This window comes from Streptomyces sp. ISL-1 (genome assembly GCF_018614585.1).
Lineage (GTDB): Bacteria > Actinomycetota > Actinomycetes > Streptomycetales > Streptomycetaceae > Streptomyces > Streptomyces maoxianensis.
Genome location: NZ_JAGGOI010000038.1, coordinates 25,872 through 49,916, shown reverse-complemented (window position 1 = coordinate 49,916; position 24,045 = coordinate 25,872). Strand labels below are relative to the sequence as shown.

Genomic DNA, 24,045 nt, shown 5'->3' with positions numbered 1-24,045 from the left:
CGATGAGCCAGGCGGCGCAGAATCTGAACTGGTTGATCACCAACTTCGTGGACAACACCCCTGGGGTGTCCCACACCGTGGTGGTCTCCGCCGACGGACTCCTGCTGGCGATGTCCGAAGGTTTCCCGCGGGACCGAGCCGATCAGCTGGCGGCGGTCGCCTCCGGGCTGACCTCGCTTACCGCGGGGGCGTCCCGGATCTTCGAAGGTGGCGCGGTCAACCAGACGGTGGTGGAGATGGAGCGCGGCTTCCTCTTCATCATGTCCGTCTCCGACGGTTCCTCGCTTGCTGTACTCGCACACCCGGAGGCCGACATCGGTCTCGTGGGTTACGAGATGGCTCTGCTGGTGGACCGTGCGGGCAGTGTGTTGACTCCGGACCTTCGTGCGGAGCTCCAGGGAAGTCTTCTCAACTAACAGACAGACAGTGCGTTTCACGCCACCGCACCATAGGGTGCGGTGGCGCGGCTCCACAGGGACATGGACCGGCGACCGGCAGTCGGAGGAGGAAACGTGGCAACACCCCCGGGCGGACGCCCTTATGACGGTGCTCACCAACCGCCGGGTGATCACTCACAGAACCGCTTCAACTTTCCCTCCGCGCCGAGCAGACAGGGCGCCCAGCAGCCCTACCAGCAGCCGCAGCCGCCGTACGACCCGTCGTACGGCCAGCCGCAGCAGCCCCGGATCCAGCCGGTGCAGCGGCGGGCGCCGGAGTCCGCACCCCCTACGGGCACGCACAACCCGTTGGTGCGCCCGTACGCCATGACCGGCGGCCGGACCCGGCCGCGATACCAGCTCGCCATCGAGGCACTGGTCAGCACCACGGCCGATCCGTCAAGGATGCAAGGGCAGTTGCCCGAGCATCAGCGGATCTGCCGACTGTGCATCGAGATCAAGTCGGTCGCCGAGATCTCGGCTCTTCTCACCATTCCCCTCGGCGTTGCCCGGATCCTCGTCGCCGACCTGGCGGAGGCCGGACTTGTCGCCATTCACCAGCCCGGCGGCGACGAGTCCGCCGGCGGCCAGCCAGCCGTGACACTGCTCGAAAGGGTGCTCAGTGGACTTCGCAAGCTCTAGTGGCGGTGCAGCCCGCTCAACCACCAGCGCAAAGATCGTGGTGGCGGGCGGCTTCGGCGTGGGTAAGACCACGTTCGTCGGCGCCGTCTCGGAGATCAACCCGCTGCGTACCGAAGCCGTCATGACGAGCGCGTCCGCGGGCATCGACGACCTGACCCACACCGGGGACAAGACCACCACGACGGTGGCCATGGACTTCGGCCGTATCACCCTGGACCAGGACCTGATCCTGTACCTGTTCGGCACGCCCGGACAGGACCGGTTCTGGTTCATGTGGGACGACCTGGTCCGCGGTGCGATCGGCGCGGTGGTGCTCGTGGACACGCGTCGTCTCGCGGACTGCTTCCCCGCGGTCGACTACTTCGAGAACAGCGGCCTGCCGTTCGTCGTCGCCCTCAACGGCTTCGAGGGACACCAGCCGTACAACCCTGAGGAAGTGCGCGAAGCACTCCAGATCGGCCCCGACACGCCGATCATCACGACCGACGCCCGCCACCGCGCGGACGCGAAGAGCGCGCTGATCACGCTGGTCGAGCACGCACTGATGGCCCGCCTGCGGTAGCCGGTACCGCGGTCGCATGTCCCTTTCGAGGACGCCCTCGCCTCCTGCATGGAGCGCGAGGGCGTCCTGCTGTTCCTGCACCAAGCCCGCGATCGAGCCCCGTCGGCGCCTGAGGCGAAAACAAGCCCTGTGGGGATCCCCTCGGACGAGGTCCGGGCGAGACTGAGGCACTGCGGCCCGGGGCCGGGCCGCAGTGCGGACAGCAAGAGGCCCCAGCGCCCGTACAGAGCGCTGGGGCCTACGTACGTGGCAGCAGGCAGCAGCCTCAGCCCTGCCAGCTGTGCGCCGTGCGGAACCCCCGCTGGCGCTCCAGGCGGCGCCAGCCCGCCGCGGAGCAGCCCCGGCGCGCAGGGCCGTTCTCGGACTGAGCCGCCGCGCGGGCAAGCAGTACCGCGGTGATCGCGGCCAGTTCCTCAGGGTCGGCGTGACCCTTCTCCACGCGCAGCAGCGACGCGGACAACTCGGCAGGAGTGGTCATGACTTTCGGGCTCCAGTCTTCGCAGGATTACTGCGGGGGGTTGCCGTGCTTGCGGGACGGCAGGTCGGCGTGCTTCGTACGGAGCATCGCGAGAGATGCGATCAGCACCTCGCGGGTCTCGGCCGGGTCGATGACGTCGTCGACCAGGCCGCGCTCCGCCGCGTAATAGGGGTGCATCAGCTCGGCCTTGTACTCCTTGACCATGCGGATGCGCATGGCCTCGGGGTCCTCGGCCTCGGCGATCTGCCTGCGGAAGATGACATTGGCGGCACCCTCGGCGCCCATCACCGCGATCTCGTTGGTCGGCCAGGCGTAGGTCAGGTCCGCACCGATGGACTGGGAGTCCATGACGATGTAGGCACCGCCGTACGCCTTGCGGAGGATCAGCGAGATCCTCGGAACGGTGGCGTTGCAGTACGCATACAGCAGCTTCGCACCGTGCCGGATGATTCCACCGTGCTCCTGGTCGACGCCCGGCAGGAAGCCGGGCACGTCCAGAAGCGTGATGATCGGAATATTGAAAGCATCGCACATTTGTACAAACCGTGCGGCCTTCTCGGAGGCTTCGATGTCCAGCACACCGGCCAGGGACTGCGGCTGGTTGGCGACGATGCCCACCACCTGACCGTCGAGCCGGGCCAGGGCGCAGATGATGTTGCGGGCCCAGCGCTCGTGGATCTCGAGGTAGTCGCCGTCGTCGACGAGCTCCTCGATGACCTTGTGCATGTCGTACGGGCGGTTCCCGTCGGCGGGCACCAGGTCCAGCAGGACGTCGGAGCGCCGGTCCGCGGGGTCCTCGGCGTGGGCGACCGGCGGGTTCTCGCGGTTGTTGGAAGGGAGCATCGCCAGCAGGTAGCGGACCTCGGCGATGCAGGTCTCCTCGTCGTCGTACGCGAAGTGCGCGACGCCCGAGGTCTCGGCGTGGACGTCCGCGCCGCCCAGGCCGTTCTGGCTGATCTCCTCACCGGTGACGGCCTTGACGACGTCAGGCCCGGTGATGAACATCTGCGAGGTGTCGCGGACCATGAACACGAAGTCGGTGAGGGCCGGCGAGTAGGCCGCGCCGCCCGCGCACGGGCCGAGCATCACGCTGATCTGCGGGATGACACCGGAGGCGCGGGTGTTGCGCTGGAAGATGCCGCCATAGCCGGCGAGCGCGGAGACGCCCTCCTGGATACGGGCGCCCGCGCCGTCGTTCAGGGAGACCAGCGGAGCCCCGGCCGAGATGGCCATGTCCATGATCTTGTGGATCTTGGTGGCGTGCGCCTCGCCCAGCGCACCGCCGAAGATCCGGAAGTCGTGCGCGTAGACGAACACCGTGCGGCCCTCGACCGTGCCCCAGCCGGTGATGACACCGTCGGTGTACGGCTTCTTGGCCTCCAGGCCGAATCCGGTCGCCCGGTGCCGACGCAGCTGCTCGACCTCCCTGAACGAACCCTCGTCCAGCAGCAGCGCGATGCGCTCGCGCGCCGTCAGCTTGCCCTTGGCGTGCTGCGCCTGGGTCGCACGGTCGCTGGGGCCGCGGCGCGCCTCGTCGCGAAGGGCGTGCAGCTCGGCCACACGCCCACGCGCGTCGTTCGGCTCGCCGGTGGTCTCGTCCAAAACGGTCATGCATTGACCCTACGGATCCGACCAAGAAAACCCTGCCGTTGACTCCGTACAGTCTCCGGACCTTTCTCCTGTCGCACTTTGACAGAACCATCGCGTACTGCAGCCCTAGTACCAGCTCACGGCCACCAAGCTTTGTGGAGGTTCAACAAGGCGTTCACCTGAGGGCCACCTCACAGTGGTGGGCCGCTCCAGCGGCGCCCGAGGTGATTCGCAGCCGCGTCGACCGGCCGGTGGCGAGCACCTCGACGGACACATCCTCGCTGTTCACCTCGGGCACGGGGTGGTGCCGGGTGATCTCCGGCGGCACCCCGGTACGCGGCGGCTCGCTGATATGAAGAATTGCCGTGCGGTGATTACTCCGAACGAGGGCGCTCGCCGGCGCGGACGCGGTGAGCGGCCCCACGGTACCGGGCTGCCAGAAGTCCGCGGTCATCAGTCCCGGCGAGCGGACAGCGACCGCCTGCCAGGCCCCGCCGCTGTTGGCGGATCTCCACCCGACGGCCGTCGCGGGCGCGTGCGGTGACGGTGCGGCGGCTCGCTCCCGGCGGCGGCAGGCACGCGGTACTAGCCGTCCACCGGGGCGGTGCCGTGGTCGAGCCAGAGGGTGTGAGGGAGGCGAGGGACGCGCTTCGGTGGAGCTGGTTGGGGTGGATGTCGCTCCAGGCGCCCGTACGGTCCTCGCGCAGGGCGCGCAGCCGCCCGGTGCCGCCGGGGAAGATCCAGCCGCCGGGGCCGTCGAGGTGGGCCCAGCGGGAATCAACGGTCAGGGCGCCGCCGCCCTCGCCCAGGTTGCGGATGTCGACGACCGTTCGGACAGGCACCCGGTCGCTGCTCGTGATACCGCGTCACGGCAGACGCCCTCGCCGGCGACGCAGACTCGCCGGCGACGCAGACCACGACTGCGGGACTCAAAGGTGAAGCCGAGGTTGAGCAGATGCCGGCCGCCGGCCGCGAACTCTCCGTCGCTCACCCCGCCCACCGACTTGGAGGCGGCGGCAAGCAGTCCGACCACCGCCGCGCGTAAGTCCAAGTCCCCTCCGGGAGCGACAACTTATGAAGCGGCGAAGATTCTGAGAGCGCTCTCAGTCACATCTATTGACGCCCGCTCCCGCCGTCGCAAGAGTGGTGGACACCCCCACAAGTACAGGAGTTCATCCGTGATTTCCCGCAGAATGTTCCTGTCCGGCACTGCCGCGGCCGTCACCGCACTCACCTATCCCGCCTGGGGAAGCGCTCTCAGCCCCCGAGCCAAGGCCGCACCCCCCACCTGCGAACTGGCCGTGGAGAACAGGTCGTTGCCCGGTCAGGTCAACGCCTATGTCACCGGCCACGAGCAGGGCACCGGACGCTGGGTGCTGCTCCGCCCGGGTGGCGGGGTCTACTACCCCGAGTCCCCCTCCGCGCCACAGACCCCGCTCCCCGTCGACTGCGCCATCCCCTTGCGCGCGGCGGGCGCGGGCCCGGTCGTACTGACCCTGCCTCAGATGTTCGGCGCCCGCGTCTATTTCGTACGCGACAGCAAGCTGGACTTCTTCGTCAACCCGGGCCCCGCCCTGGTCGAGCCGGCCTTCGCGACCCCCTCCGACGCCAACTACGGCCGCACCTGGTCCTTCGCGGAGTTCACCTTCAACCAGACACAGCTGTACGCCAACATCAGCTACGTCGACCTGGTGACGGCCCTGCCCATCGGCCTCACGCTGACCGGCGACGCCACCCACACGGTCGCCACACTGCCGAACGGCGCGCTCCAGAAGATCGCCGACGAACTCGTGGCCCAGGCGGGCCGCGACGGCCGGCCCTGGGACAAGCTGGTCATCCGCGGCTCAGGCGGCCAGGTGCTACGGGTCATCTCGCCGCAGAACCTGATGGCGCCCTTCTTCGACCGCCCCGCCGAAATGCCCTTCCGGAACGTCTTCGACAACTACATCAACCAGGTGTGGGACAAGTACCGCTCCACCGATCTGCGGATCGACCTCCAGGGCGGCCGGGGCGTGCGCACCGGGCGGGTGAGCGGCGACGTACTGACCTTCACCGGCGGCCACACCTTCGCCAAGCCCACCTCGAAGGACATCTTCACCTGCAACCACGGCCCCTTCGCCAACAACCCCGGCGACTCCGACGACAAGAAGGGCCTGCTGGCCAGGCTCGCCGCCGGCTTCAACCGGACGACCCTGCTGACCCACCCCGACCAGCCCAACGGGGCGACCTCGGCCGACTACTACCGCGACCCGGCGACGAACCACTTCTCCCGGGCCGTGCACGCCAACACTCCGATCGGCTACGCCTTCCCGTACGACGACGTCCGCCCGGACGGCCGGCCGGACGTTTCCGGCGCGGCGCACGACGGCAACCCGCGGCGCTTCACGCTGACGGTCGGATCCTGACTTTCGGATCCTGACTTTCGGGCCGTGAGCCTCGGCTCGCGACGCGGACGGATGCCCGGCCGGCATGGGGGAACCGGCCGGGCATCCGCACGTCCGCACCGGCTCAGCAGCCGCCGCAGTTGTAGTACGTCACATCCCAGTGGTTGCCCTCGTCCGCGTAGATGTTCCCGGAGCCCGACCTCCACTGCGGGGCACCGTCGCCGGGACGCGCGCCGATGTAGGTGAAGGTGTTCCTGATGTAGTTCCCGACGCAGGTGTACTTGCTGTAGTCGAGCTTGTAGCCGTTCCAGTGCGAGTACGTGCCGCCCGCGTGCCCGGTCTCCGTGCCACCGGTGATGTTGAGCGCACAGCCGCTCGCGCTCTTGAGGGTCTGTGCTCCCTTCGCGCTGGCGAGGTTGAGCTGCTCGAAGGACGTACACGTCGGGTTGTTGCGGTCGGAGCATCCGCCCGACGAGGACCAGGTGATCCCGGACGAGCGGAACATCGAGGTCGCCGTGGCGTGGCTGATCTTGGTGGCGGCGTGCGCTTCGGTCGCGCCGCTGATGACGCCGACTCCGGGGGCGAAGAGCGCGCCCGAGACGAGCGTGAGCGCGCTGAGTGCGGTGCGGATTTTCATGGCGGGGAGATCCCTCCTGCTGATGACCGTTGAGGACTGTGCGTTCCGGTGAGGACCGTGCATTCCGGTGGGACGGCTGTGCAGGTGGAGCAAGGAGATGGTGCCCGAGTTCTACGCGCGTCCGCCAGAGGGCTGCTGCGTACCTCTGGGTGAACCCTCAAAGAAGATGTGGAAGATGTTGAACTTTAAACGGAATAGCTTTAGAGTCGACTCCGTTGAAGCTTAAACAACACGCCACCACATCCCCCAAGGAGTGCGTCATGGGTCTCTTCAACCGGAAGACCGACACCGCCACCACCACGGCCACCACCCCCACCGCCAAGCGCGACGTCGACCCCGCGCTGACCGCGCTGACCGGCGAATACGCCATCGACCCCGCCCACAGCAGCATCGGCTTCACCGTCCGGCACGCGATGGTGACCAACGTCCGCGGCTCGTTCGGCGACTTCTCGGGCAGCCTGCAGCTGAACGGCACGGACCCCCAGCACTCCACCGCCGAGATCGACGTGCAGATCGCCAGCGTCGACACGGGCATCGCGGACCGTGACTCCCACCTGCGCACCGGCGACTTCTTCGAGGCCGAGAAGTTCCCGCTGATGACGTTCCGCTCGACGCACGCGGAGCAGCTGGGCGGCGACTCGTACCGCATCACCGGCGACCTGAAGATCAAGGACGTCACGCGTCCGCTCGCCATCGACCTGGAGTTCAACGGCTCCGCCACCGATGTCTACGGCAACGAGCGAGTCGGCTTCGAGGGCAGCGCCGAGATCCTGCGCTCCGACTGGGGCCTGACCTGGAACGCGGCTCTGGAGACCGGCGGCGTCATGGTCAGCGACAAGGTCAAGCTGACCTTCGACATCTCCGCGATCAAGGCCGCCGCCTGACGGTCGGCCCGACCCGCTGAGCCGACCCCCTGAGCGCGCCCGCCCTGCCGTCCCCCCACGGCCGGGGCGGGCGCTCGGTCATGCCCGTACAGCGATTTTGTACGGGTCGTGATGGGTCGTACGCGCTTCGTAGTGGGAAGAGCGTGCGCATGCACTCAGCGAAAAGGTCCAAGAGGATCACCTCGTGGCACGTGATCGGCGCACAGCTCGCGGTCTTCCGCAGGGAGGCCCGGCTGACCCAGGCCGGGCTGGCGGACGCGTTCGGGATGCACGAGGAGACCGTCGCCTCGATCGAGCAGGGCCGCAGACCGCTGAAGCTGGATTTCGCGATCAGGCTCGACGAACTGCTCGACACGAAGAAGGCGTTGCAGACCGCTGTCGAGAAGGTGCCGGAGCGGGAGCGGTTCCCCGCGTTCGCGCAGGACTTCGTCGACCACGAGCAGGAGGCGTTGACTCTGCTCTCGTACCAGACCCAGGCTGTGCCCGGGCTGCTCCAGACCGAGGAGTACGCACGGGCGGTGTTCTCCTGTCTCTATCCGCCCCTGGACGAGGACCAGTTGGAGGAGTGGGTCCAGGCCCGGCTGACCCGGCAGAAGGTCTTCGAGCGCAAGCCCCGGCCGATGGTGAACTTCCTGCTGGAGGAGTCCATCCTGCAACGGCCCATCGGCGGGCGGCAGGTGCTGCGCGCACAGAACCAGCATCTGCGGCGCTGCGCGGAACTCCCCTTCCTGGGGCTCCAGATCATGCCGACGGACCGGGAGACACACGCCGCTCTCGACGGGCCGTTGGTGCTGCTGGAGACCCCCGACCACGATCAACTCGCCTATATCGAGGGGCAGCGGATCAGCTTCCTCGTCGATGACCCCGCCGAGGTCAGTGTGTACCAGCAGAAATATGGGATGCTGCGTTCGCAGGCCCTCTCCCCCGCGGAGAGCATGGGACTGCTGGACGATCTGCTAGGAGAGTCATGAACTGGTTCAAGTCCAGTTACAGCGGCAGCGAGGGCGGGGACTGCGTCGAAGTCGCGTACGACTGGCGGAAGTCGAGCTACAGCAGCGACGCCGGCGGCGACTGCGTCGAGGTCGCAGCCCACCCCCTCGCCGTCCACATCCGTGACTCCAAGAACCCCGCCGGACCGGTCCTCACCGTCGTCCAGGCAGCCTGGGCCGCCTTCGTCGCCGAGCGCTGACTACGGAGACAGGGCGGTGCCGAGGGAGTCGGCGCCCATGAACTTCGGCGCGCCCTCCTCGTAGAAGACGTCGAGCGCCGTGATCGTGAACCCCGCGGTCGTCAGCATGTCGACGGTCGGCCGCGTGAGGTGGCACCCGCCGAAGAGCCGTTTCTCCATCGGTTCGAGCCGTCGTTGCCAGCGGCGTACGTTTTCGTCCTCTTCCGGGGCCAGCCCATGCTCCAGGAAGTGCAAGGTCCCTCCGGGCCTGAGTACGCGACGCACCTCGCGCAGGGCGGCAACGGCGTCGGGGATGGTGCACAGCGTCCAGGTGGACAGGGCGGCATCAAAACTGTCGTCCTGGAACGGCAGGGACTGGCCGTCCAGACCGGCGCGCCGCACCGGGACGCTCGCCGCCCTGACGCGTTCGCCGGCAAGTCGCCATCCGACATCGGACGGCTCGATCGCGGTCACGCCGGTGACGGCCGCCGGGTAGAAGGGGACGTTGTGCCCCGAACCGAATCCGATCTCGATCACTTCGCCCGCCAGGCCCTCGCAGACGCGGCGTCGTAGCGGTTCGGCTGCCTTGACCCCGCAGGCGACGTTGACGATCCGCGGCACGACCCGCTCGGCGTAGTACCCCACTAGAAGCCGCCGCCGCCGTCGAAGCCGCCGCCGCCGCCGAAGTCTCCGCCGCCGCCCCAGCCCCCTCCCCCGTCGAAGTCGGAGGAGTTGAAGTCGGCGCCCGAGTAGTCGCCGCCGCTGAACTCACCGCCGCCGTAGTCCGCCGCGTACGCCGGACTGGCGAGCATGTTGCCCAGCAAGGTGCCCACCAGCAGGCCCGGCAGCAGCCCGCCGCCGAAGTAGCCGCCCGCCCAGGGGCCGTACGCCGGACCCGCCTCCCAGTACGGGCGACGGCCGGACTCCGTCTCGACCATGCGGCCCATCGGGTCCTGGCCGTCCTCGAGACGAGCCTTGTCGGCGGCGCAGACCGGGACCTCGCGGGACGTGGCGCCCGCCGGGGTCCAGGTCATGTCGGCGACCGAGAGACCGTGGCGCGGGTCGAAGAAGCAGGGCGCCCGGCGCTCCGGCACGGACTGCCCCGTACGGCGCGCGTCCAGGGCGGCCAGTGAGTACCGGCCGTCCTCCAGGGCCTGCGTGACCCCGCGTACGTCACTGGGGTGCTCGGCCGACCCCATCAGCGACTTCGCCTTGTCGTACGAGTCGAGTGCGCGCTCGTAGTCGGCGCGCATCGCGTCGTTCGCGCCCTTCTCCGAGGGGTGGAAGTCCAGCCGGTCCAGCTCCTCGCCGAACGCGGTGATGTCCTCGTCGACGACCACGCGCAGCTTGTCGAGGGCGGCTTGCTCCGCCTCATACCGCTTGCGGCGGTTGCGGCGGATCACGCTGTACACGCCCGCGCCGCCGGCGGCGGCGACCGCGCCAACCGTGATCAGGCTGCCGACGTTCACGCCTTCGTCGGGGGCCGAACCCCAGGAGGCGGGGGCGCTGCCGCGCAGCTGGGGCAGTGCCTGGTCGACGAAGTTGTTCAGCTGGGTGGCGGCGTCGGCGCCGGGGGGTGTCTTGACCGCGGTGACCAGGTTCCGCACGGCCTGTTCGGACATGACGCTACGGTCAGCGCCCGCGTTGAAGCCGTCGCCGAGGCGGACGGCGTACAGACCGGTGATGCCGGTCTCGGTGCGGAGGTTCTGCATGACCGTGTTCGGCGGGAACTCCGCCGTCCCGGCCGGCAGGACGGCCACGAACAGCGGCTTGTCCGCGTCCTTGATCTTCTTCGCGAGGGAGTCCGCTTCGGCGCTGGACAGCTGGCCGGCGGCGCGCGGATCGACGTACACGGGGCTCTGCTTGAGGGCTTCGGCCACGGTTTCGGGGCCGGTGGCTGCGAGGACTTCCGGGGCCGCGACGAGGGCGGTGGCCGAGAAGGCAAGCAGCAGACCGGACAGTGCGGTAAGCAGCCTGGTCTTCATACCTTGACGCTACCCGAATGGGTACGAATTCGGACATACGGAAAGGCCCAGGCCCTGGGGCTCCGCCCCGGCCCCGCGCCCCAATCGCCGTCGCCGGCCGGTATTCCGAACCTCGCCGGCCAGCGTCCCCAGTCGAGGGGCGCAAGGCGCGCGACTACGATGGGCGTATTGCCCCATCGAGGGCTTGACCAGGGGCTCGGCCCAGAGCCCGGGTTTGCGGGGGCGCCGACGCCCCAGGGCGGGCATCACGCGCCCACCCCTCTTCACCATGCATCTCAGCACTGGGGAGCATTGTCATGGCTGCTCAATCTGCCTCGATCATCCTGGAGCGCCCGGCGCAGGAACTGGCCGACGCGACCTCGAACCATCCGTTCCTGTACGAGCTGAAGCCGACCGAAGCGCGCAAGGTCCTCGACGACCTGCAAGTCGCGCCGATCGACAAGCTGCCGGTCGACGAGGAGTGGATCACCGTGCCGGCCTCCGTGGGCGACGTGCGGGTGCGCATCGTCAAACCGAAGGGCGTCACCGGAACGCTGCCCGTCGTGCTGTACATGCACGGCGGCGGCTGGGTGCTGGGCAACGCCGCCACCCATGATCGCCTGGTGCGGGAGTTTGCGGTCGGTGCCCGCGCGGCGGTGGCCTTCGTGGAGTACACCCGCTCACCGGAGGCCCACTACCCCGTGGCCATCGAGCAGGGCTACGCCACCGCACAGTGGATCACGCGCGAGGGAGCGTCCAAGAACCTGGACGCCCGGCGCATGGCGGTGGCCGGCGACTCGGTCGGCGGGAACATGACCGCCGCGCTCGCCCTGATGGCCAAGGAACGCGGTGACGTCACGTTCGTGCAGCAGTCGATGTACTACCCGGTCACGGACGCGGCCATGGACACCAAGTCCTACGACCAGTTCGACACCGGCTACTACCTCAGCCGCAAGGCGATGGAGTGGTTCTGGGACGCCTACATCACCGACGCGAAGCAGCGCGCGGAGATCACCGCCTCTCCCAACCACGCCACCACCGAGCAGCTCACCGACCTGCCGCCCACCCTGCTGATCGTCGACGAGGCCGACGTGCTGCGCGACGAGGGCGAGGCGTACGCCGCCAAGCTGCGCGCCGCCGGCGTCCCGGTCACCACGGTGCGCTACGACGGCACGGTGCACGACTTCATGATGATCAACTCGCTCAGCCAGTCCAAAGCCACGCGAGCAGCCGTCGACCAGGCCGTCTCTCTCCTGCGCGACGCCCTCGGAACCGGCTAGCGTCAGGTCCAACCGAGAACGAGCAGAGCAACTACCCGAAGTCCCTCCCTGCGTCGGCCTCCGGGAGCCGACGCGGGGGGCCATCGGCCGGTGACAAGTCGGCGCTCGGACGTCCGCGCACCCGCAGGCCCCAGGGCAAGTACCCGCCGCTGGCCACGATCAGTAAAGGCACGACCGGCACACCGCCGATCGCCAGGAAGAATCCTCCGTCGCGGCGGCAGCCTGATCAACCCCCGAAGGACTTCCCAACCGGACCACTAAGCCAGCCTGTACGCCACCGTCAGGCTCGCCACCGCTCCCGTCACGTCACCCCCCAGCAGCAAGTGATCCGCCTGCGCGAACGGCTTCGCCGACGCCGCCGTCACGTGCTGGCCGATCTTCGCCTGGACCATCAGCCGCGCCTGCGAGACCAGCGCCCTCGCCTCCGGGGAGTCCGCCCGGCCCGTCGCCTCCAGGAGCTTCGCCGCGAGGGCGATCGCCCTGAGGGTGTGTTCGCCGCCCGACGGCGGCCTGCTCAGCGTGGTCAGGCCCCAGCCGTACGGGTACTGCGGGTCATACGCCTTGTCCCCGACGTTGACCGGCAGCTGGGCCTCGGACCTCGGCCAGGTGACAGGGAGCTGTCCGGTGAAGGCGCGCTTGCCGTAGAGGACGTCGGCCACACCGTCGCCCTCCGTGCCCGGCAGCCAGGAGGCGACGAGCGCGTCGATGTCGCCGAGGCGGTCGCCGATGAGCTGCGGGCGGCCGGAGACGATCAGCACCGCGCACTTCATCGCGGCGCAGACCTTGTCGACGGCTGCCTTGTCCGCGGCGGTCAGCTCCAGGTCATGGCCGTTGCCGACGTCGCCGAAGCCCTCGGCGTACGGGGTCTCGCCGACCACGACCACGCCGACGTCATGGCCGTCGGTGGGCGCGGACGCGTCCTTGGAGTAGGTGAGGGCCGCGTCGGGGGCGGCCTTCTTCATGCCTTCCAGGACGGTCGTGCCGGTCGTGATCTTTCCGGACGAGCCCTGCCAACTGATGGTCCAGCCGCCCGCCTGGTTGCCGAGGTCGTCGGCGTTGGACCCAGCGACGTACACCTTCTGGGACGGCTTGAGCGGCAGTACCGCGCTGTCGTTCTTCAGCAGGACCTGGGACTTGGCGGCTGCCTCGCGGGCGACCGCGCGATGCTCGGCCGAGCCGATCTTCGACAGGTTGGAGGTGTCCGCGTACGGCTTCTCGAAGAGGCCCAAGGCGAACTTCTGGGTCAGGATCCGGGAGACCGCGTCGTCGATCCGGGCCTCGCTGATGCGGCTCGCCTTCACCTCGTCCTGCAGAGTCCTGTGGAAGTCCGGGTAGGCCGTCGGAACCATGATCATGTCGAGACCGGCGTTGATCGCCGTACGGACGTCGCTCGGGTAGTCGCCGGGGATCTGGTCGATGGCCTGCCAGTCGCTGATCACGAAGCCCTTGAAGCCCATCCGGTCCTTCAGCACACCGTTGATCATGGCCGCGTTGGCGTGCATCTTCACCGGGCCCTCGGCGTCCCCGAGGATGTCCAGCGAGGAGTACGAGGGCATGACCGTGCCGGCGCCGCGTTTGACGGCTTCGGCGAACGGCGCGAGGTGTACCGCTTCCAGCTCCTGCCGGGTGACCTTGGTGATGCCCTGGTCGATCGTGTACGAGCCGGCGGAGGACGACCCGAATTCCGTGCCGCCGTCGCCGACGAAGTGCTTGGCGCTGGTCAGCACCTTGTCGTTGCGGTCGAGGTCCTTGCCGGACGGGGAACCCTGCATGCCTCGGATCACCGTCTCCATCGCGGTGACCAGGGCCGGGTCCTCGCCGAATGCCTCGTAGGAGCGGCCCCAGCGCTCGTCGTGGGTGACGCAGAGGCAGGGGGCGAAGTCCCACGGGATGCCGGTGGCGCGTACCTCCTTGGCGGTCACCGCGCCGGTCTTCTGGGCCACGGCCGGGTCGCGGGTGGCTCCGATGCCGATGTTGTGCGGCATGATCGTCGACCCGATGACGTTGTTGTGGCCGTGCACCGCGTCCACGCCGTAGATCAACGGGATCTGGAACCGGGTTGCCTGGGCACGCAGTTGGTAGGCGTCGACCATCTTCGCCCACGCTTCGGGGGCGTTGGGAGTGGGGACCGAGCCGCCGCCCGAGAGCAGCGAGCCGAGGGCGTAACTCGCGATGTCACCTTGGGACTTGAGCGCGTTGCGCTCGGCCTGGGTCATCTGGCCGGCCTTCTCGGCGAGGGACATCCGGGAGAGAAGGTCGGCGACGCGCTTCTTCACCGGGAGCCTGGCGTCGAGGTACGGCAGGCCGTGGGCGTCCACGACGACCTGCGGGGTCTCGGCAGGGGGCTTCGCGCCGGTGACAGTGAGCCTCAGCGGGATCGTCTCGGCGGACTCGGCCGTGCGGTCCTTCGTAGTGGCGACGGCGACGATCTTTGAGGTGCCGGAGGCCGTACCGGCCGGGAAGGTGACCGTGCCGGAGACAGGCTCGTAGTCCCTGCCCGGCTCGGCGGTGCCGCCCTCGGTCGTGTACGCGACGGTCACGGGCTCGTCGACCGGGCCCGAGCCTGTGGTGGCGACGGAGATCTTCACCTGGGCGGTGCCGCCCTCGTCGACCGGGTACACGGCGGCGGAGAGAACCTTCGCCTTCAGTGCCGGGTCGGCCTTTCCATACAGCTCCACGCCGTCCATGGCGAACTTGCCGGGCGCGCCGGGCGGCAGGGTGAGGGCGTACCCCCACATCTCGTTCAGGCCGAGGACCTGGTCGATGCCGCCGACCGGCTGGTAGTCCGCGCGGTACTGGAAGTCGGCGAAGGGGATCTCGACGAGATGCCAGCCCTCCCAGTCGTCGGTGAAGGACGTGGTCCACAGCTCGGAGGCCTCGCCGTTGGCGCCGCCGTCCTTGAGCTCGAAGTTGACGCGCTTGCCGGAACCGGGCGGGAGGGGTGCGGTGTTCTGGCCGTACCACCAGAAGCGGATGCCCTTGTGCGCGGTCCAGTCGTGGGCGGGCTTGTCGAAGGCGAAGTCGTGGGTGAGTCCGCCCCAGCCGCTGATGTCGTAGGCGCCTTCGAGGACCTTGCTGCCCTCGGGTGCGTCAGCGCGCTCCTTGAGCTCCAGTTTCGGCTGGTCGTCGGCGTCACTGCCCCAGGTGAAGATGCCATCCGCCGGGGGGTTCGCGAAGGGGATCTCACCCTCGAAGCGGTCCACGAGGACGGGCGCGGGGTCGTCGGCGGCGGCGCCGGAGGCGGCACCGCCGAGCAGGCCTGTGAGTACGGCGGTGGCGGCGAGCACCGCCGTACCAGTTCTCGTTCTCAGGCGGGTGCGTGGCATTGCGGCTCCTTCGGTACGGACGGGTACTGCGGAGGTCACGACGCGGGTGCGGAACGGCGGACGATCAGTTCGGTGGGCAGAACGACGGGCTCGTCGGGGGCGGGGGTGCCGCCCAGGTGTGCCAGGAGCATCCGCGCCGCCGTCTCACCCATCTCCCGCATGGGCTGGCGCACGGTGGTCAGCGGCGGCTCGGTGTGCTGGGCCATGGGTATGTCGTCGAAACCGACCACGGCGATGTCGTCCGGCACGGTCCGGCCCGCCGCGCGCAGCGCCCGCAGCGCGCCCACCGCGCTGAGGTCGTTGTGCGCGAAGACCGAGTCGAAAGTCGTGCCGGCGGCGAGGGTCCGTTCGACCGCGAGCCGACCGGACGCCTCGGTGAAGTCCCCCTCGGCGACAAGGCCGGTCGGCAGGACCTCGAGGAAACCGCTCAGCCTCTCGCGTACGCAGCCGAAGTGGCGACGGCCGGTGATGACGAGGGGGCGGGTGCGGCCCACGGCGAGCAGATGGCGGGCTGCGGACGCTCCGCCTTCGCGGTTGGTCGTCGCGACGGACGGGAACTCCGGGTGATGGCCGCGGTCGTCGATCAACACGACCGGGAGGCCCTTGCGGTGCATGGCGGTGATCGTGTCGAGGGTGTTCTCGGGCTCGACCAGGAGCAGTCCGTCGAAGGCACGGGCCGAGACCTGGCTGGTGAAGTGCTCCACGGACTCGGCTCCGCGGTTGCAGGTGAAGAGCAGCAGCCCGTACCCGGCGGCCTCGACGGTGTCGACGACTCCCTGCAGAACCTCCCCCATCCACGGCCAGTTGAGCGGGGGTGTGAGCATGCCGACCGTACGGCTGCTGCCGCGGGCCAGGCCGACGGCACCGCTGCTGGGCACATAGCCGAGGCTTGCGATCACTTCACGAACGCGCGCGGCCGTCGTGACGTCCACTTCACCCTTGGTGTTCAGGACGCGGGACACGGTTGTCTTGCTGACACCCGCCTCACGTGCGACATCAGCGATCGTGACACGCATCGGAGCCCTTCGGATCGACTTCCGGAACCGGTGCCGGAACCGGTACCGGTGGTGCGCGCGAGTCAATCGGCGTTCCGCCCCGTCGTCAATACTTCACACCGAGATCCCCAGAACCCCAAGTTCCCGGCGCATGGAGGGGGTTGTGCGTTCAGGCTCTGAATGCGCAAACCCTTGACGGCCGTACCCAACGGCAGTTCACTCACGCCTCGTCCCCCACACCTCTGCCAGAGAGGGCCCAGCCCATGGCACGACGTACGAGAACGATCAGGATCCTGCTCGCATCGGCCCTGGCTGCCGCCGGACTTACCGGCTTATCGGCCGGTACGGCACAGGCCGCGGGCGAGCAGGTGAACGTCTGGCTGACCACGACTGACGACACCGGCGGCCGCCACGTCACCCGCGGCCTCCAGCAGCAGACACCCGTCAACTTCCAGCCGGGCACCGGCGGCAGCGGCGCCAATGTCACCGTCGACGAGAACACCCGCTTCCAGACCTTCACGGGTGGCGGGGCGTCCTTCACCGACACCGCGGCCTGGCTGATGAAGGGCAGCGGCGCACTGTCCCAGGCGACCCGCGACGACACGATGAGGAAGCTCTTCTCCCCCACCGAGGGGATCGGGCTGTCCTTCGTACGCAACCCGATGGGCGGCTCCGACCTGGCCCGCTTCGGCTATACGTACGACGACGTCCCGGCCGGGCAGAGTGACCCGACGCTGTCGAAGTTCTCCATCGCGCACGATCTCGCCGACGTGCTGCCGCTGACCAAGCAGGCCAAGCAGCTCAACCCCGCTCTCACCACGATGGCCTCGCCGTGGACCGCGCCCGCCTGGATGAAGGACAGCGGGCAGCTCAACGGCGGCTGGCTGAAATCAGAGTTCTACGGCGCGTACGCGAACTACTTCGTGAAGTATCTGCAGGCCTACCGCGACCAGGGCGTCCCGGTCGACTATGTCACCGCGCAGAACGAGCCGACCTGCTGCGACAGCTACCCGTCGATGAGCTGGAACGCTTCGGGGCTGGCCTACTTCACCAAGAGCGAGCTGCTGCCGAAGCTCCAGGGAGCGGGCCTGGCGACCGAGGTCATGGCGCACGACTGGAATTGGGACACCTACGACGCGTACGCCGCCCAGACGGTGAACGACGCGGCTGTGCGCAGCCACCCCAACTTCGGCGGCATCGCCTGGCACGGCTACGGCGGCAACGTCTCCAAGCAGACTGAGGTCCACAACCAGTACCCGCAGCTGGACGCCTTCCAGACCGAGCACTCGGGCGGCACCTGGATCGCCAATCAGCAGCGCGAGGACATGATGAACATCATCGACTACACCCGTAACTGGGCGAAGTCGGTGACCAAATGGTCCCTCGCGGTCGACCAGAACCGCGGCCCGCACAACGGCGGCTGCGGGGTCTGCGACGGCCTGATCACCGTGCACAACGGCGACGGCAGGCACGGCCAGGTGGACTACATGATCGAGTACTACACGATGGGCCACCTCACGAAGTTCGTGAAGCCGGGGGCCCACCGGATCGCGTCCACGGCGAGCTCGGCAGTGCCGAATGTGGCCTGGCGCAACCCCGACGGATCGAAGGCGCTGATCGCGTACAACGACGCGTCGTCCGCGCAGAGCATCACGGTCAACTGGCGCGGCCAGCACGCCACTTACTCGCTGCCCGGCAAGACGTCCGCGACCTTCACCTGGTCCGGCACCCAAGCCGGCGGCGACCCGGACGCGACGGGCAGCCTCGTCGGCCTGGCCGGAAAGTGCCTCGATGTGGCGGGCGGCTCCAGCGCCGACGGCACGGCCGTCCAGCTGTGGGACTGCAACGGCTCCGCCGCCCAGCGCTGGACGGTCCGCGCGGACGGCACCGTCCAGGCACTCGGCAAGTGCCTGGACGTGACCGCCGGTTCGACGGCGAACGGCGCGAAGGTGCAGCTGTACGGGTGCAATGGCTCGGGCGCGCAGCAGTGGCGCCACGAAGCGTCCACCGGGGATCTGGTGAACGTCCCGGCCGACAAGTGCCTGGACGTCTCGGACAACTCGTCGGCGAACGGCGCGCGTGCGCAGATCTGGTCCTGCACCGGAGCCGCCAACCAGAAGTGGCGGCTCCAGGCCTGACCCGCGTGGGCGGCTACTCGGCCGGTTCGACGCCGGCGCGCAGCAGACCGTAGGTGTACGCGTCCTCCAGGGCCTGCCAGGAGGCGGCGATGACATTGTCGGCAACGCCGACGGTGGCCCAATCGGCGTCTCCGTCGCCCGTCGTGATCAGCACCCGAGTGGTGGACTCGGTGCCGTGGCGGCCTTCGAGGATGCGGACCTTGTAGTCGATCAGCTCCAGCTTGGCGAGCTGCGGGTAGATCTTCTCCAGGCCGACCCGCATTGCCCGGTCCAGGGCGTTGACGGGGCCGTTGCCCTCGGCGGTGGCGACGATGCGCTCGCCCTTGGCCCACAGCTTCACGGTGGCTTCGTTGGCGTGGGTGCCGTCGGGGCGGTCCTCGACGATCGCCCGCCAGGACTCCGTACGGAAGTAACTGCGGGGCCGGCCCTCGGCCTCCATGCGCAGCAGCAGCTCGAAGGAGGCGTCGGCGGCCTCGTACGTGTAGCCCCTGAGCTCGCGCTCCTTGACCCGCTCGACGACCCGGCCCACGAGCTCGCGGTCACCGCCGAGCTCGATGCCGAGCTCCTTGCCCTTGAGCTCGATGGAGGCGCGGCCCGCCATGTCGGAGACCAGCATCCGCATGGTGTTGCCGACCTGCTCGGGGTCGATGTGCTGGTACAGATCGGGGTCGATCTTGATGGCGGAGGCATGCAGTCCGGCCTTGTGGGCGAAGGCGGATACACCCACATAGGGCTGGTGAGTGGAAGGAGTCAGGTTGACGACCTCGGCGATCGCGTGCGAGATCCGGGTCATCTCGGCCAGCGCGCCCTCGGGGAGCACCCTCTTGCCGTACTTGAGCTCCAGAGCGGCCACGACCGGGAAGAGGTTGGCGTTGCCGACCCGCTCGCCGTAGCCGTTGGCGGTGCACTGGACATGCGTGGCGCCCGCGTCGACCGCGGCCAGCGTGTTGGCGACGGCGCAGCCCGTGTCGTCCTGGGCGTGGATGCCCAGGCGCGCGCCGGTGTCGGCGAGGACGGTGGCGACGACGGCCTGGATCTGGGCGGGCAGCATCCCGCCATTGGTGTCGCACAGCACGACGACGTCTGCGCCGGCGCCGGCCGCTGTGCGCACGACGGACTTGGCGTACTCAGGATTGGCGCGGTAGCCGTCGAAGAAGTGCTCGCAGTCCACGAACACCCGGCGGCCCTGTTCGCACAGGTAGGAGACGGTGTCGCGGACCATCTCCAAGTTCTCCTCGAGCGTGGTCCGAAGGGCCAGCTCCACATGCCGGTCGTGCGATTTGGCGACCAGTGTGATCACCGGGGCGCCCGATTCGAGGAGGGCTCTGACCTGCGGGTCCTCGGCGGCCTTGGCACCCGGGCGGCGGGTGGCGCCGAATGCGACGAGCTGGGCGTGCTTGAAGGTGATCTCCTGCTGGGCACGGGAGAAGAACTCCGTGTCCCGCGGATTGGCGCCTGGCCAGCCGCCCTCGATGAACCCCACGCCGAAGTCGTCCAGGTGCCGGGCGATGGTCAGCTTGTCCGCGACGGTGAGGTTGATGCCCTCGCGCTGGGCTCCGTCGCGGAGCGTCGTGTCGAAGACATGAAAGCTGTCGTCGGTCTCCGTGGTCATGGCTGAATTGACTCCTGTCGGATTCGTGGCTCCGGAAATGCTGGCTCCACTTGCCCCCATCTTCGCGCGACTCGTTCCTGGCCGGGGTGGGGCCTAAAACGAAAAAACCCCTCGCGGGTGCGAGAGGTCTGCGCGCGGGTCTGAGGCACGGTGGACGCGTCGTATGTGGTGGTACGAGGCGATCACTGCGGACCGGCGCGCCTGCTGCCCATAATCGTGGCGAACGTAAGCACGGTCGCAGTCTGCCATACGCCTGCGGCGGGTGGACACGGGTCTCACGATGCGGGCGCCCCGTACTGCCGGGGGCGGCTCCGCCCTCGGACCCCCCGTACTGCGGGGGGCGGAGCCACCCTCGGACCTCCGTACCGCCGGGGCGGAGCCGCCCTCGGACCCCCCGTACCGCCGGGGGCGGAGCCACCCTCGGACCCCCCGTACCGCCGGGGCGGCTCCGCCCCCAGCGCCCCGTACCGCCGGGGGCTCCGCCCCCAGACCCACGCGCCTCAAACTCCCCCGGGCTCCGTCCAGGAGACCCCCCACGGGGCTGATTTTCAGCCCCGGAAGGGGGTCCGAAACTTCAGGTCCTTCCGGCAGAAAATCAAAGCCCGTCCGGCGAGCATCTTCAGCCGTCCGGCGATTGAGGACCGGGGTCCGGGGCGGAGCCCCGGTGCTTCAGCCCGACCAGCGATCGAGGACCCAGGGTCGGGGGCTGAGCCCCGCTGCCTCAGCCCGTCCGGCGATCGAGGACCCAGGCCCGGATCAGAACCCCGCTGCCTCAGCCCGTCCGGCGATCGAGGACCGGGGTCTGGGGCTGAGCCCCGGTTGCGGGAAGGAGCGGGGTGGGGGCGCTCACCCGGTTCAGGTCGATGTCGCGCGTCTCGCGCATCGTCACGTACACCACCAGCGACACCGCCGCACACCCCGCCACGTACCAGTAGAACCCCGACTCCACCCCCGCCTCCTTGAACCAGAGCGCGACATACTCCGCCGTGCCTCCGAACAGGGCGTTCGCAATCGCGTAAGGAAAGGCCACACCCAGCGCCCGGATGCCCGTCGGGAACAGCTCCGCCTTCACGCACGCGTTGATCGACGTGTAGCCCGTGACGACGACCAGCGCGAGGAGCGCCAGGCCGAACGCCGGCCAGAAGGAACCCGCGTGCTTGAGCATCGTCATGATCGGCACGGTCAGGAAGGTCGAGCCGACCGCGAAGCCGATCAGCAGCGGGCGGCGGCCGATCCGGTCGGAGAGCGCGCCCGCCAGCGGCTGCAGGCACATGAATACGAACAGCGCGCAGAAGCTGACCAGCGAAGCGGTCGACTTCTCCATGCCCGCACTCTTGGCGAGGAACTTGGTGAGGTAGGTCGTGTACGTGTAGTACGCGACGGTCCCGCCCATGGTCAGGGCGATCACCAGGAACGCCTCGCGCCTGTGCGCCCACAGCGCCTTCAGCGTGCCCCGGTCCTCGTCCCGCGCGGCGCCCGACTCCTCGTACACCTCGGTCTCGAGCATGTTCCGGCGCAGGTAGAAGACGATGGCCGCGCCCAGCGCGCCGATGACGAAGGGGATGCGCCAGCCCCAGCTGTGCAGCGCCGCCTCGGACATGTTGCGCTGCAGGATGATCTGCAGTCCGAGGCCGACGAGCTGGCCCGCGGTCATCGAAACGTACTGGAAGCTGGAAGCGAAGCCGCGCTTCGAGGGTGCGGACGCCTCGGTGAGGTAGGTGGCGCTCGCGGCGTATTCGCCGCCGACCGACAGTCCCTGCAGCAGCCGGGCCACCAGCAGGACAGCGACGCCGCCGTAGCCCGCGACCTCGTAGGTCGGCGCGATCGCGATGAGGATCGCGGACGCCGACATGAGGGTGACGGTCATGGTCAGCGCGGCCTTGCGGCCCTTGCGGTCGCCGACGCGGCCGAGCAGCCAGCCGCCGACCGGCCGCATGAAGAACCCGACCGCGAAGATCCCCATGGTGTTCATGAGGTTCGCGGTCTCATTTCCCTTGGGGAAGAACGAGTCCGCGAAGTACACCGCGAAGGTCGCGTACACGAACCAGTCGAACCACTCGACCATGTTGCCGGCCGAACCGACCCAGATCTTCTTCCAGTGCTGTCGTCCCATGGGGGGAAACCGTGCCGGAGGGGCACAGCGTGATCAAGGCAGCGGGGCGCAACGATCGGGAGTACTTGCGTTCGTTGCGTTCACGGAAGCAAGCCTTCGTCGAGGAACTCCCGCACATGGGCGAGGACTTGGGGCCGTCCGGTGCCGGGTATCCCGACCGCGACATGGACGCTGAACCCGTCCAGGAGCGCGCGCAGCCGGGCGGCGAAGCGGTCGGGGTCGACCGTACGGAACTCGCCGCGGGAGATGCCCTCGGCGAGCAGCGCGACCAGATCCCGGTGCCAGGCGCCCTCGATTGCGGACTGGCGGGCGCGGGCACCGGCGTCGGCGTTCTGGGAGCGGTTCCAGACCTCCAGCCAGAGGGTCCAGTGCGGGTCGCGGGGGCCGTCGGGGATGTACAGATCCACGTACGCGTCGAGCCGCTCGGCGACGGGCGCCTGCTGGGAGAGAAGGGCGCTGCGCTCGGCGCCGAGGCGGCCTTCGCTCCATTCAAGGGTCTGGAGCAGAAGCTCGTCCTTGGTCCGGAAGTAGTAGAGGAGATGCCCACTGCTCATCCCCACCTCGCGCCCGAGCCCTGCCATGGTCAGCCCGTCGAGCCCGCGCTCGGCGATGGTGGCCATGGCCGCGGCGAGCAGTTCCTCGCGGGGCGGCGCGGTGTTGCGTCGGCGCGGGGCGGGCGTCATACGGCGGCCTCCGGATCACGGGGCAGTGCGTTCACTCGTACGTTCTACCTGATCGTGCAGCCGCGTTCGGCGATACGGCCGGCCGCCGGCTGCCACTACCTCCCGCGGCCACACCGAACCGCCTTCAGACCCTCGGCTGCTGCTGGGTGATGCAGTGGATGCCCCCTCCCCCGGCGAAGATCGTCCGGGCGTCGACCAGCGTGACCGTGCGGCCGGGGTGGAGACGGCGGAAGATGCCGGCCGCGATCTCGTCACGCGGGTCGTCGAAGGCGCACAGCACCACGCCGCCGTTGCAGACGTAGTGGTTGATGTAGGAGTAGTCGGCCCACTGCCCGTCCTCGTCGCGCACGACCGTCGGGGCCGGAACCTCGACGATCTCGATGCGGCGGCCGCTGGCGTCCTTCTGGGTCCGCAGCAGCGCCACGTTCTCCTTGCAGAGCTCATGGTCGGGGTGGGCGGGGTCGGGCTGGATGTGGGCGACTATCACGCCCGGGCCTGCGAAGGCCGCCACGATGTCGACGTGGCCCAGGGTGCCGAAGTCGTGGGGCGGGTAGTCGGCCGTCAGGCCGCGCCGGAGCCAGATCGCCTTCGTCGTGCCGAGCTTGGCGTGGATCTCCGCCTCGACTTCGGCCTTCGTCCAGGCGGGGTTGCGCTCGGGGCCGAGCTGCACCGTCTCGGTGAGCAGCACCGTGCCCTCGCCGTCGACGTGGATGCCGCCGCCCTCGTTGACCAGGGGCGAGCTGTGGACGGGGACGCCGGCGAGGTCCGCGACCTGGCGGGCGATCTTCGCGTCGTGCTCCCAGGTGGCCCAGGCCTGGGCGCCCCAGCCGTTGAACACCCAGTCCACGGCGGCCAGTCGGCTGCCGTCGGTGACGAACGTGGGGCCGATGTCGCGCATCCACGCGTCGTCCAGCTCGCGCTCGACCAGCGCGATTTCCGGGCCGAGGAGCGCGCGGGCGCCCTCCGCCTGGCCCGGCCCCACGACCATGGTCACCGGCTCGAAGCGGCGTACCGCATGGGCGACCGAGGCCCACGCCCTGCGGGACTCGGCGAGGTCGTCTCCGGAGAAGGTGGCGTTGGGTCCTGGCCAGGCCATCCAGGTGCGCTCGTGCGGGGCCCACTCGGGCGGCATACGGAAGCTCATGGGTCGAA

Annotated in this window: 22 protein-coding genes; 9 read left to right on the top strand and 13 right to left on the bottom strand. The window is 69.1% G+C overall.

Annotated elements, in window-relative coordinates:
- Positions 1-2: 2 nt before the first annotated feature.
- From J7E87_RS26695 to J7E87_RS26685, 3 genes are all read left to right on the top strand, one after another.
- Positions 3-416, top strand: coding sequence for a roadblock/LC7 domain-containing protein (locus tag J7E87_RS26695; protein WP_053725133.1), 414 nt, complete (start codon positions 3-5; stop codon positions 414-416).
- Between the two features lie 96 nt (positions 417-512).
- Positions 513-1,079: a DUF742 domain-containing protein gene (locus J7E87_RS26690; RefSeq protein ID WP_215097096.1), complete on the top strand. Its 567-nt coding sequence runs from the start codon at positions 513-515 to the stop codon at positions 1,077-1,079.
- On the top strand, positions 1,060-1,641 hold the full coding sequence (locus tag J7E87_RS26685) for an ATP/GTP-binding protein (protein WP_215097095.1): 582 nt from the start codon (positions 1,060-1,062) through the stop codon (positions 1,639-1,641). The genes J7E87_RS26690 and J7E87_RS26685 overlap by 20 nt, the downstream gene beginning before the upstream one ends.
- Before the next feature lie 265 nt (positions 1,642-1,906).
- Here J7E87_RS26685 and J7E87_RS26680 read toward each other — a convergent pair whose 3' ends face one another.
- From J7E87_RS26680 to J7E87_RS26660, 4 genes are all read right to left on the bottom strand, one after another.
- Complete coding sequence (locus J7E87_RS26680; RefSeq protein WP_175299469.1) at positions 1,907-2,119, bottom strand: acyl-CoA carboxylase subunit epsilon; 213 nt, start codon at positions 2,117-2,119, stop codon at positions 1,907-1,909.
- A gap of 27 nt (positions 2,120-2,146) precedes the next feature.
- The gene (locus tag J7E87_RS26675) at positions 2,147-3,730 is read right to left on the bottom strand and encodes an acyl-CoA carboxylase subunit beta (protein ID WP_215097094.1); all 1,584 of its coding nucleotides are present in this window, start codon (positions 3,728-3,730) and stop codon (positions 2,147-2,149) included.
- Between the two features lie 154 nt (positions 3,731-3,884).
- A complete protein-coding gene (locus tag J7E87_RS35985; protein ID WP_285427406.1) occupies positions 3,885-4,490 on the bottom strand; it encodes a polysaccharide lyase beta-sandwich domain-containing protein in 606 nt (201 codons plus the stop codon).
- Positions 4,491-4,493: 3 nt separating this feature from the next.
- Positions 4,494-4,760: a hypothetical protein gene (locus J7E87_RS26660; RefSeq protein ID WP_215097208.1), complete on the bottom strand. Its 267-nt coding sequence runs from the start codon at positions 4,758-4,760 to the stop codon at positions 4,494-4,496.
- A 142-nt stretch (positions 4,761-4,902) separates the two neighbouring features.
- Here J7E87_RS26660 and J7E87_RS26655 point away from each other — a divergent pair, with 142 nt between their 5' ends.
- Positions 4,903-6,114 carry a glycoside hydrolase family 64 protein gene (locus J7E87_RS26655; protein ID WP_215097197.1) on the top strand — a complete coding sequence of 404 codons (1,212 nt, stop codon included), beginning with the start codon at positions 4,903-4,905 and terminating at the stop codon, positions 6,112-6,114.
- Positions 6,115-6,217: 103 nt separating this feature from the next.
- Here the strand turns inward: J7E87_RS26655 and J7E87_RS26650 are convergent, their stop codons facing one another.
- The gene (locus J7E87_RS26650; RefSeq protein ID WP_215097091.1) at positions 6,218-6,730 is read right to left on the bottom strand and encodes a hypothetical protein; all 513 of its coding nucleotides are present in this window, start codon (positions 6,728-6,730) and stop codon (positions 6,218-6,220) included.
- Between the two features lie 260 nt (positions 6,731-6,990).
- On the opposite strand from J7E87_RS26650, the gene J7E87_RS26645 reads away from it, so the two are divergent.
- The 3 genes from J7E87_RS26645 to J7E87_RS26635 all read left to right on the top strand — a co-directional run bounded on the left by J7E87_RS26645 (position 6,991) and on the right by J7E87_RS26635 (position 8,803).
- Entirely contained in the window at positions 6,991-7,614 is a 624-nt protein-coding gene (locus J7E87_RS26645; RefSeq protein WP_215097090.1) for a YceI family protein, read from the top strand.
- 149 nt (positions 7,615-7,763) lie between these two features.
- Positions 7,764-8,585, top strand: coding sequence for a helix-turn-helix transcriptional regulator (locus J7E87_RS26640; RefSeq protein WP_215097089.1), 822 nt, complete (start codon positions 7,764-7,766; stop codon positions 8,583-8,585).
- Positions 8,582-8,803: a DUF397 domain-containing protein gene (locus tag J7E87_RS26635; protein WP_215097088.1), complete on the top strand. Its 222-nt coding sequence runs from the start codon at positions 8,582-8,584 to the stop codon at positions 8,801-8,803. The genes J7E87_RS26640 and J7E87_RS26635 overlap by 4 nt, the downstream gene beginning before the upstream one ends.
- On the opposite strand, the gene J7E87_RS26630 is transcribed toward J7E87_RS26635, so the two are convergent.
- Together J7E87_RS26630 and J7E87_RS26625 are read right to left on the bottom strand one after the other, a co-directional pair.
- Entirely contained in the window at positions 8,804-9,427 is a 624-nt protein-coding gene (locus J7E87_RS26630) for a class I SAM-dependent methyltransferase (RefSeq protein ID WP_215097087.1), read from the bottom strand.
- Positions 9,427-10,767, bottom strand: coding sequence for a hypothetical protein (locus tag J7E87_RS26625; RefSeq protein ID WP_215097086.1), 1,341 nt, complete (start codon positions 10,765-10,767; stop codon positions 9,427-9,429). Before J7E87_RS26625 ends, J7E87_RS26630 begins: the two co-directional genes overlap by 1 nt.
- A 296-nt stretch (positions 10,768-11,063) precedes the next feature.
- Between J7E87_RS26625 and J7E87_RS26620 the strand changes: the two genes are divergently transcribed.
- Positions 11,064-12,026, top strand: coding sequence for an alpha/beta hydrolase (locus J7E87_RS26620; protein ID WP_215097085.1), 963 nt, complete (start codon positions 11,064-11,066; stop codon positions 12,024-12,026).
- 257 nt (positions 12,027-12,283) lie between these two features.
- Here the strand turns inward: J7E87_RS26620 and J7E87_RS26615 are convergent, their stop codons facing one another.
- Positions 12,284-15,352 (bottom strand): glycoside hydrolase family 3 N-terminal domain-containing protein, encoded by a 3,069-nt coding sequence (locus J7E87_RS26615; protein WP_215097084.1) that lies wholly within the window; start codon positions 15,350-15,352, stop codon positions 12,284-12,286.
- Positions 15,353-15,387: 35 nt separating this feature from the next.
- Positions 15,388-16,368, bottom strand: coding sequence for a LacI family DNA-binding transcriptional regulator (locus J7E87_RS26610; protein ID WP_215097083.1), 981 nt, complete (start codon positions 16,366-16,368; stop codon positions 15,388-15,390).
- Between the two features lie 242 nt (positions 16,369-16,610).
- On the opposite strand from J7E87_RS26610, the gene J7E87_RS26605 reads away from it, so the two are divergent.
- Positions 16,611-18,485: a ricin-type beta-trefoil lectin domain protein gene (locus tag J7E87_RS26605; RefSeq protein WP_215097082.1), complete on the top strand. Its 1,875-nt coding sequence runs from the start codon at positions 16,611-16,613 to the stop codon at positions 18,483-18,485.
- Positions 18,486-18,498: 13 nt separating this feature from the next.
- Here J7E87_RS26605 and cimA read toward each other — a convergent pair whose 3' ends face one another.
- The 4 genes from cimA to J7E87_RS26585 all read right to left on the bottom strand — a co-directional run bounded on the left by cimA (position 18,499) and on the right by J7E87_RS26585 (position 24,037).
- The gene (cimA, locus tag J7E87_RS26600) at positions 18,499-20,097 is read right to left on the bottom strand and encodes a citramalate synthase (protein ID WP_215097081.1); all 1,599 of its coding nucleotides are present in this window, start codon (positions 20,095-20,097) and stop codon (positions 18,499-18,501) included.
- A 772-nt stretch (positions 20,098-20,869) separates the two neighbouring features.
- The gene (locus tag J7E87_RS26595; protein ID WP_215097080.1) at positions 20,870-22,210 is read right to left on the bottom strand and encodes an MFS transporter; all 1,341 of its coding nucleotides are present in this window, start codon (positions 22,208-22,210) and stop codon (positions 20,870-20,872) included.
- Between the two features lie 80 nt (positions 22,211-22,290).
- On the bottom strand, positions 22,291-22,893 hold the full coding sequence (locus J7E87_RS26590) for a TetR/AcrR family transcriptional regulator (RefSeq protein ID WP_215097079.1): 603 nt from the start codon (positions 22,891-22,893) through the stop codon (positions 22,291-22,293).
- A 124-nt stretch (positions 22,894-23,017) separates the two neighbouring features.
- Positions 23,018-24,037, bottom strand: coding sequence for an agmatine/peptidylarginine deiminase (locus J7E87_RS26585; RefSeq protein ID WP_215097078.1), 1,020 nt, complete (start codon positions 24,035-24,037; stop codon positions 23,018-23,020).
- Between the last annotated feature and the right edge of the window lie 8 nt (positions 24,038-24,045).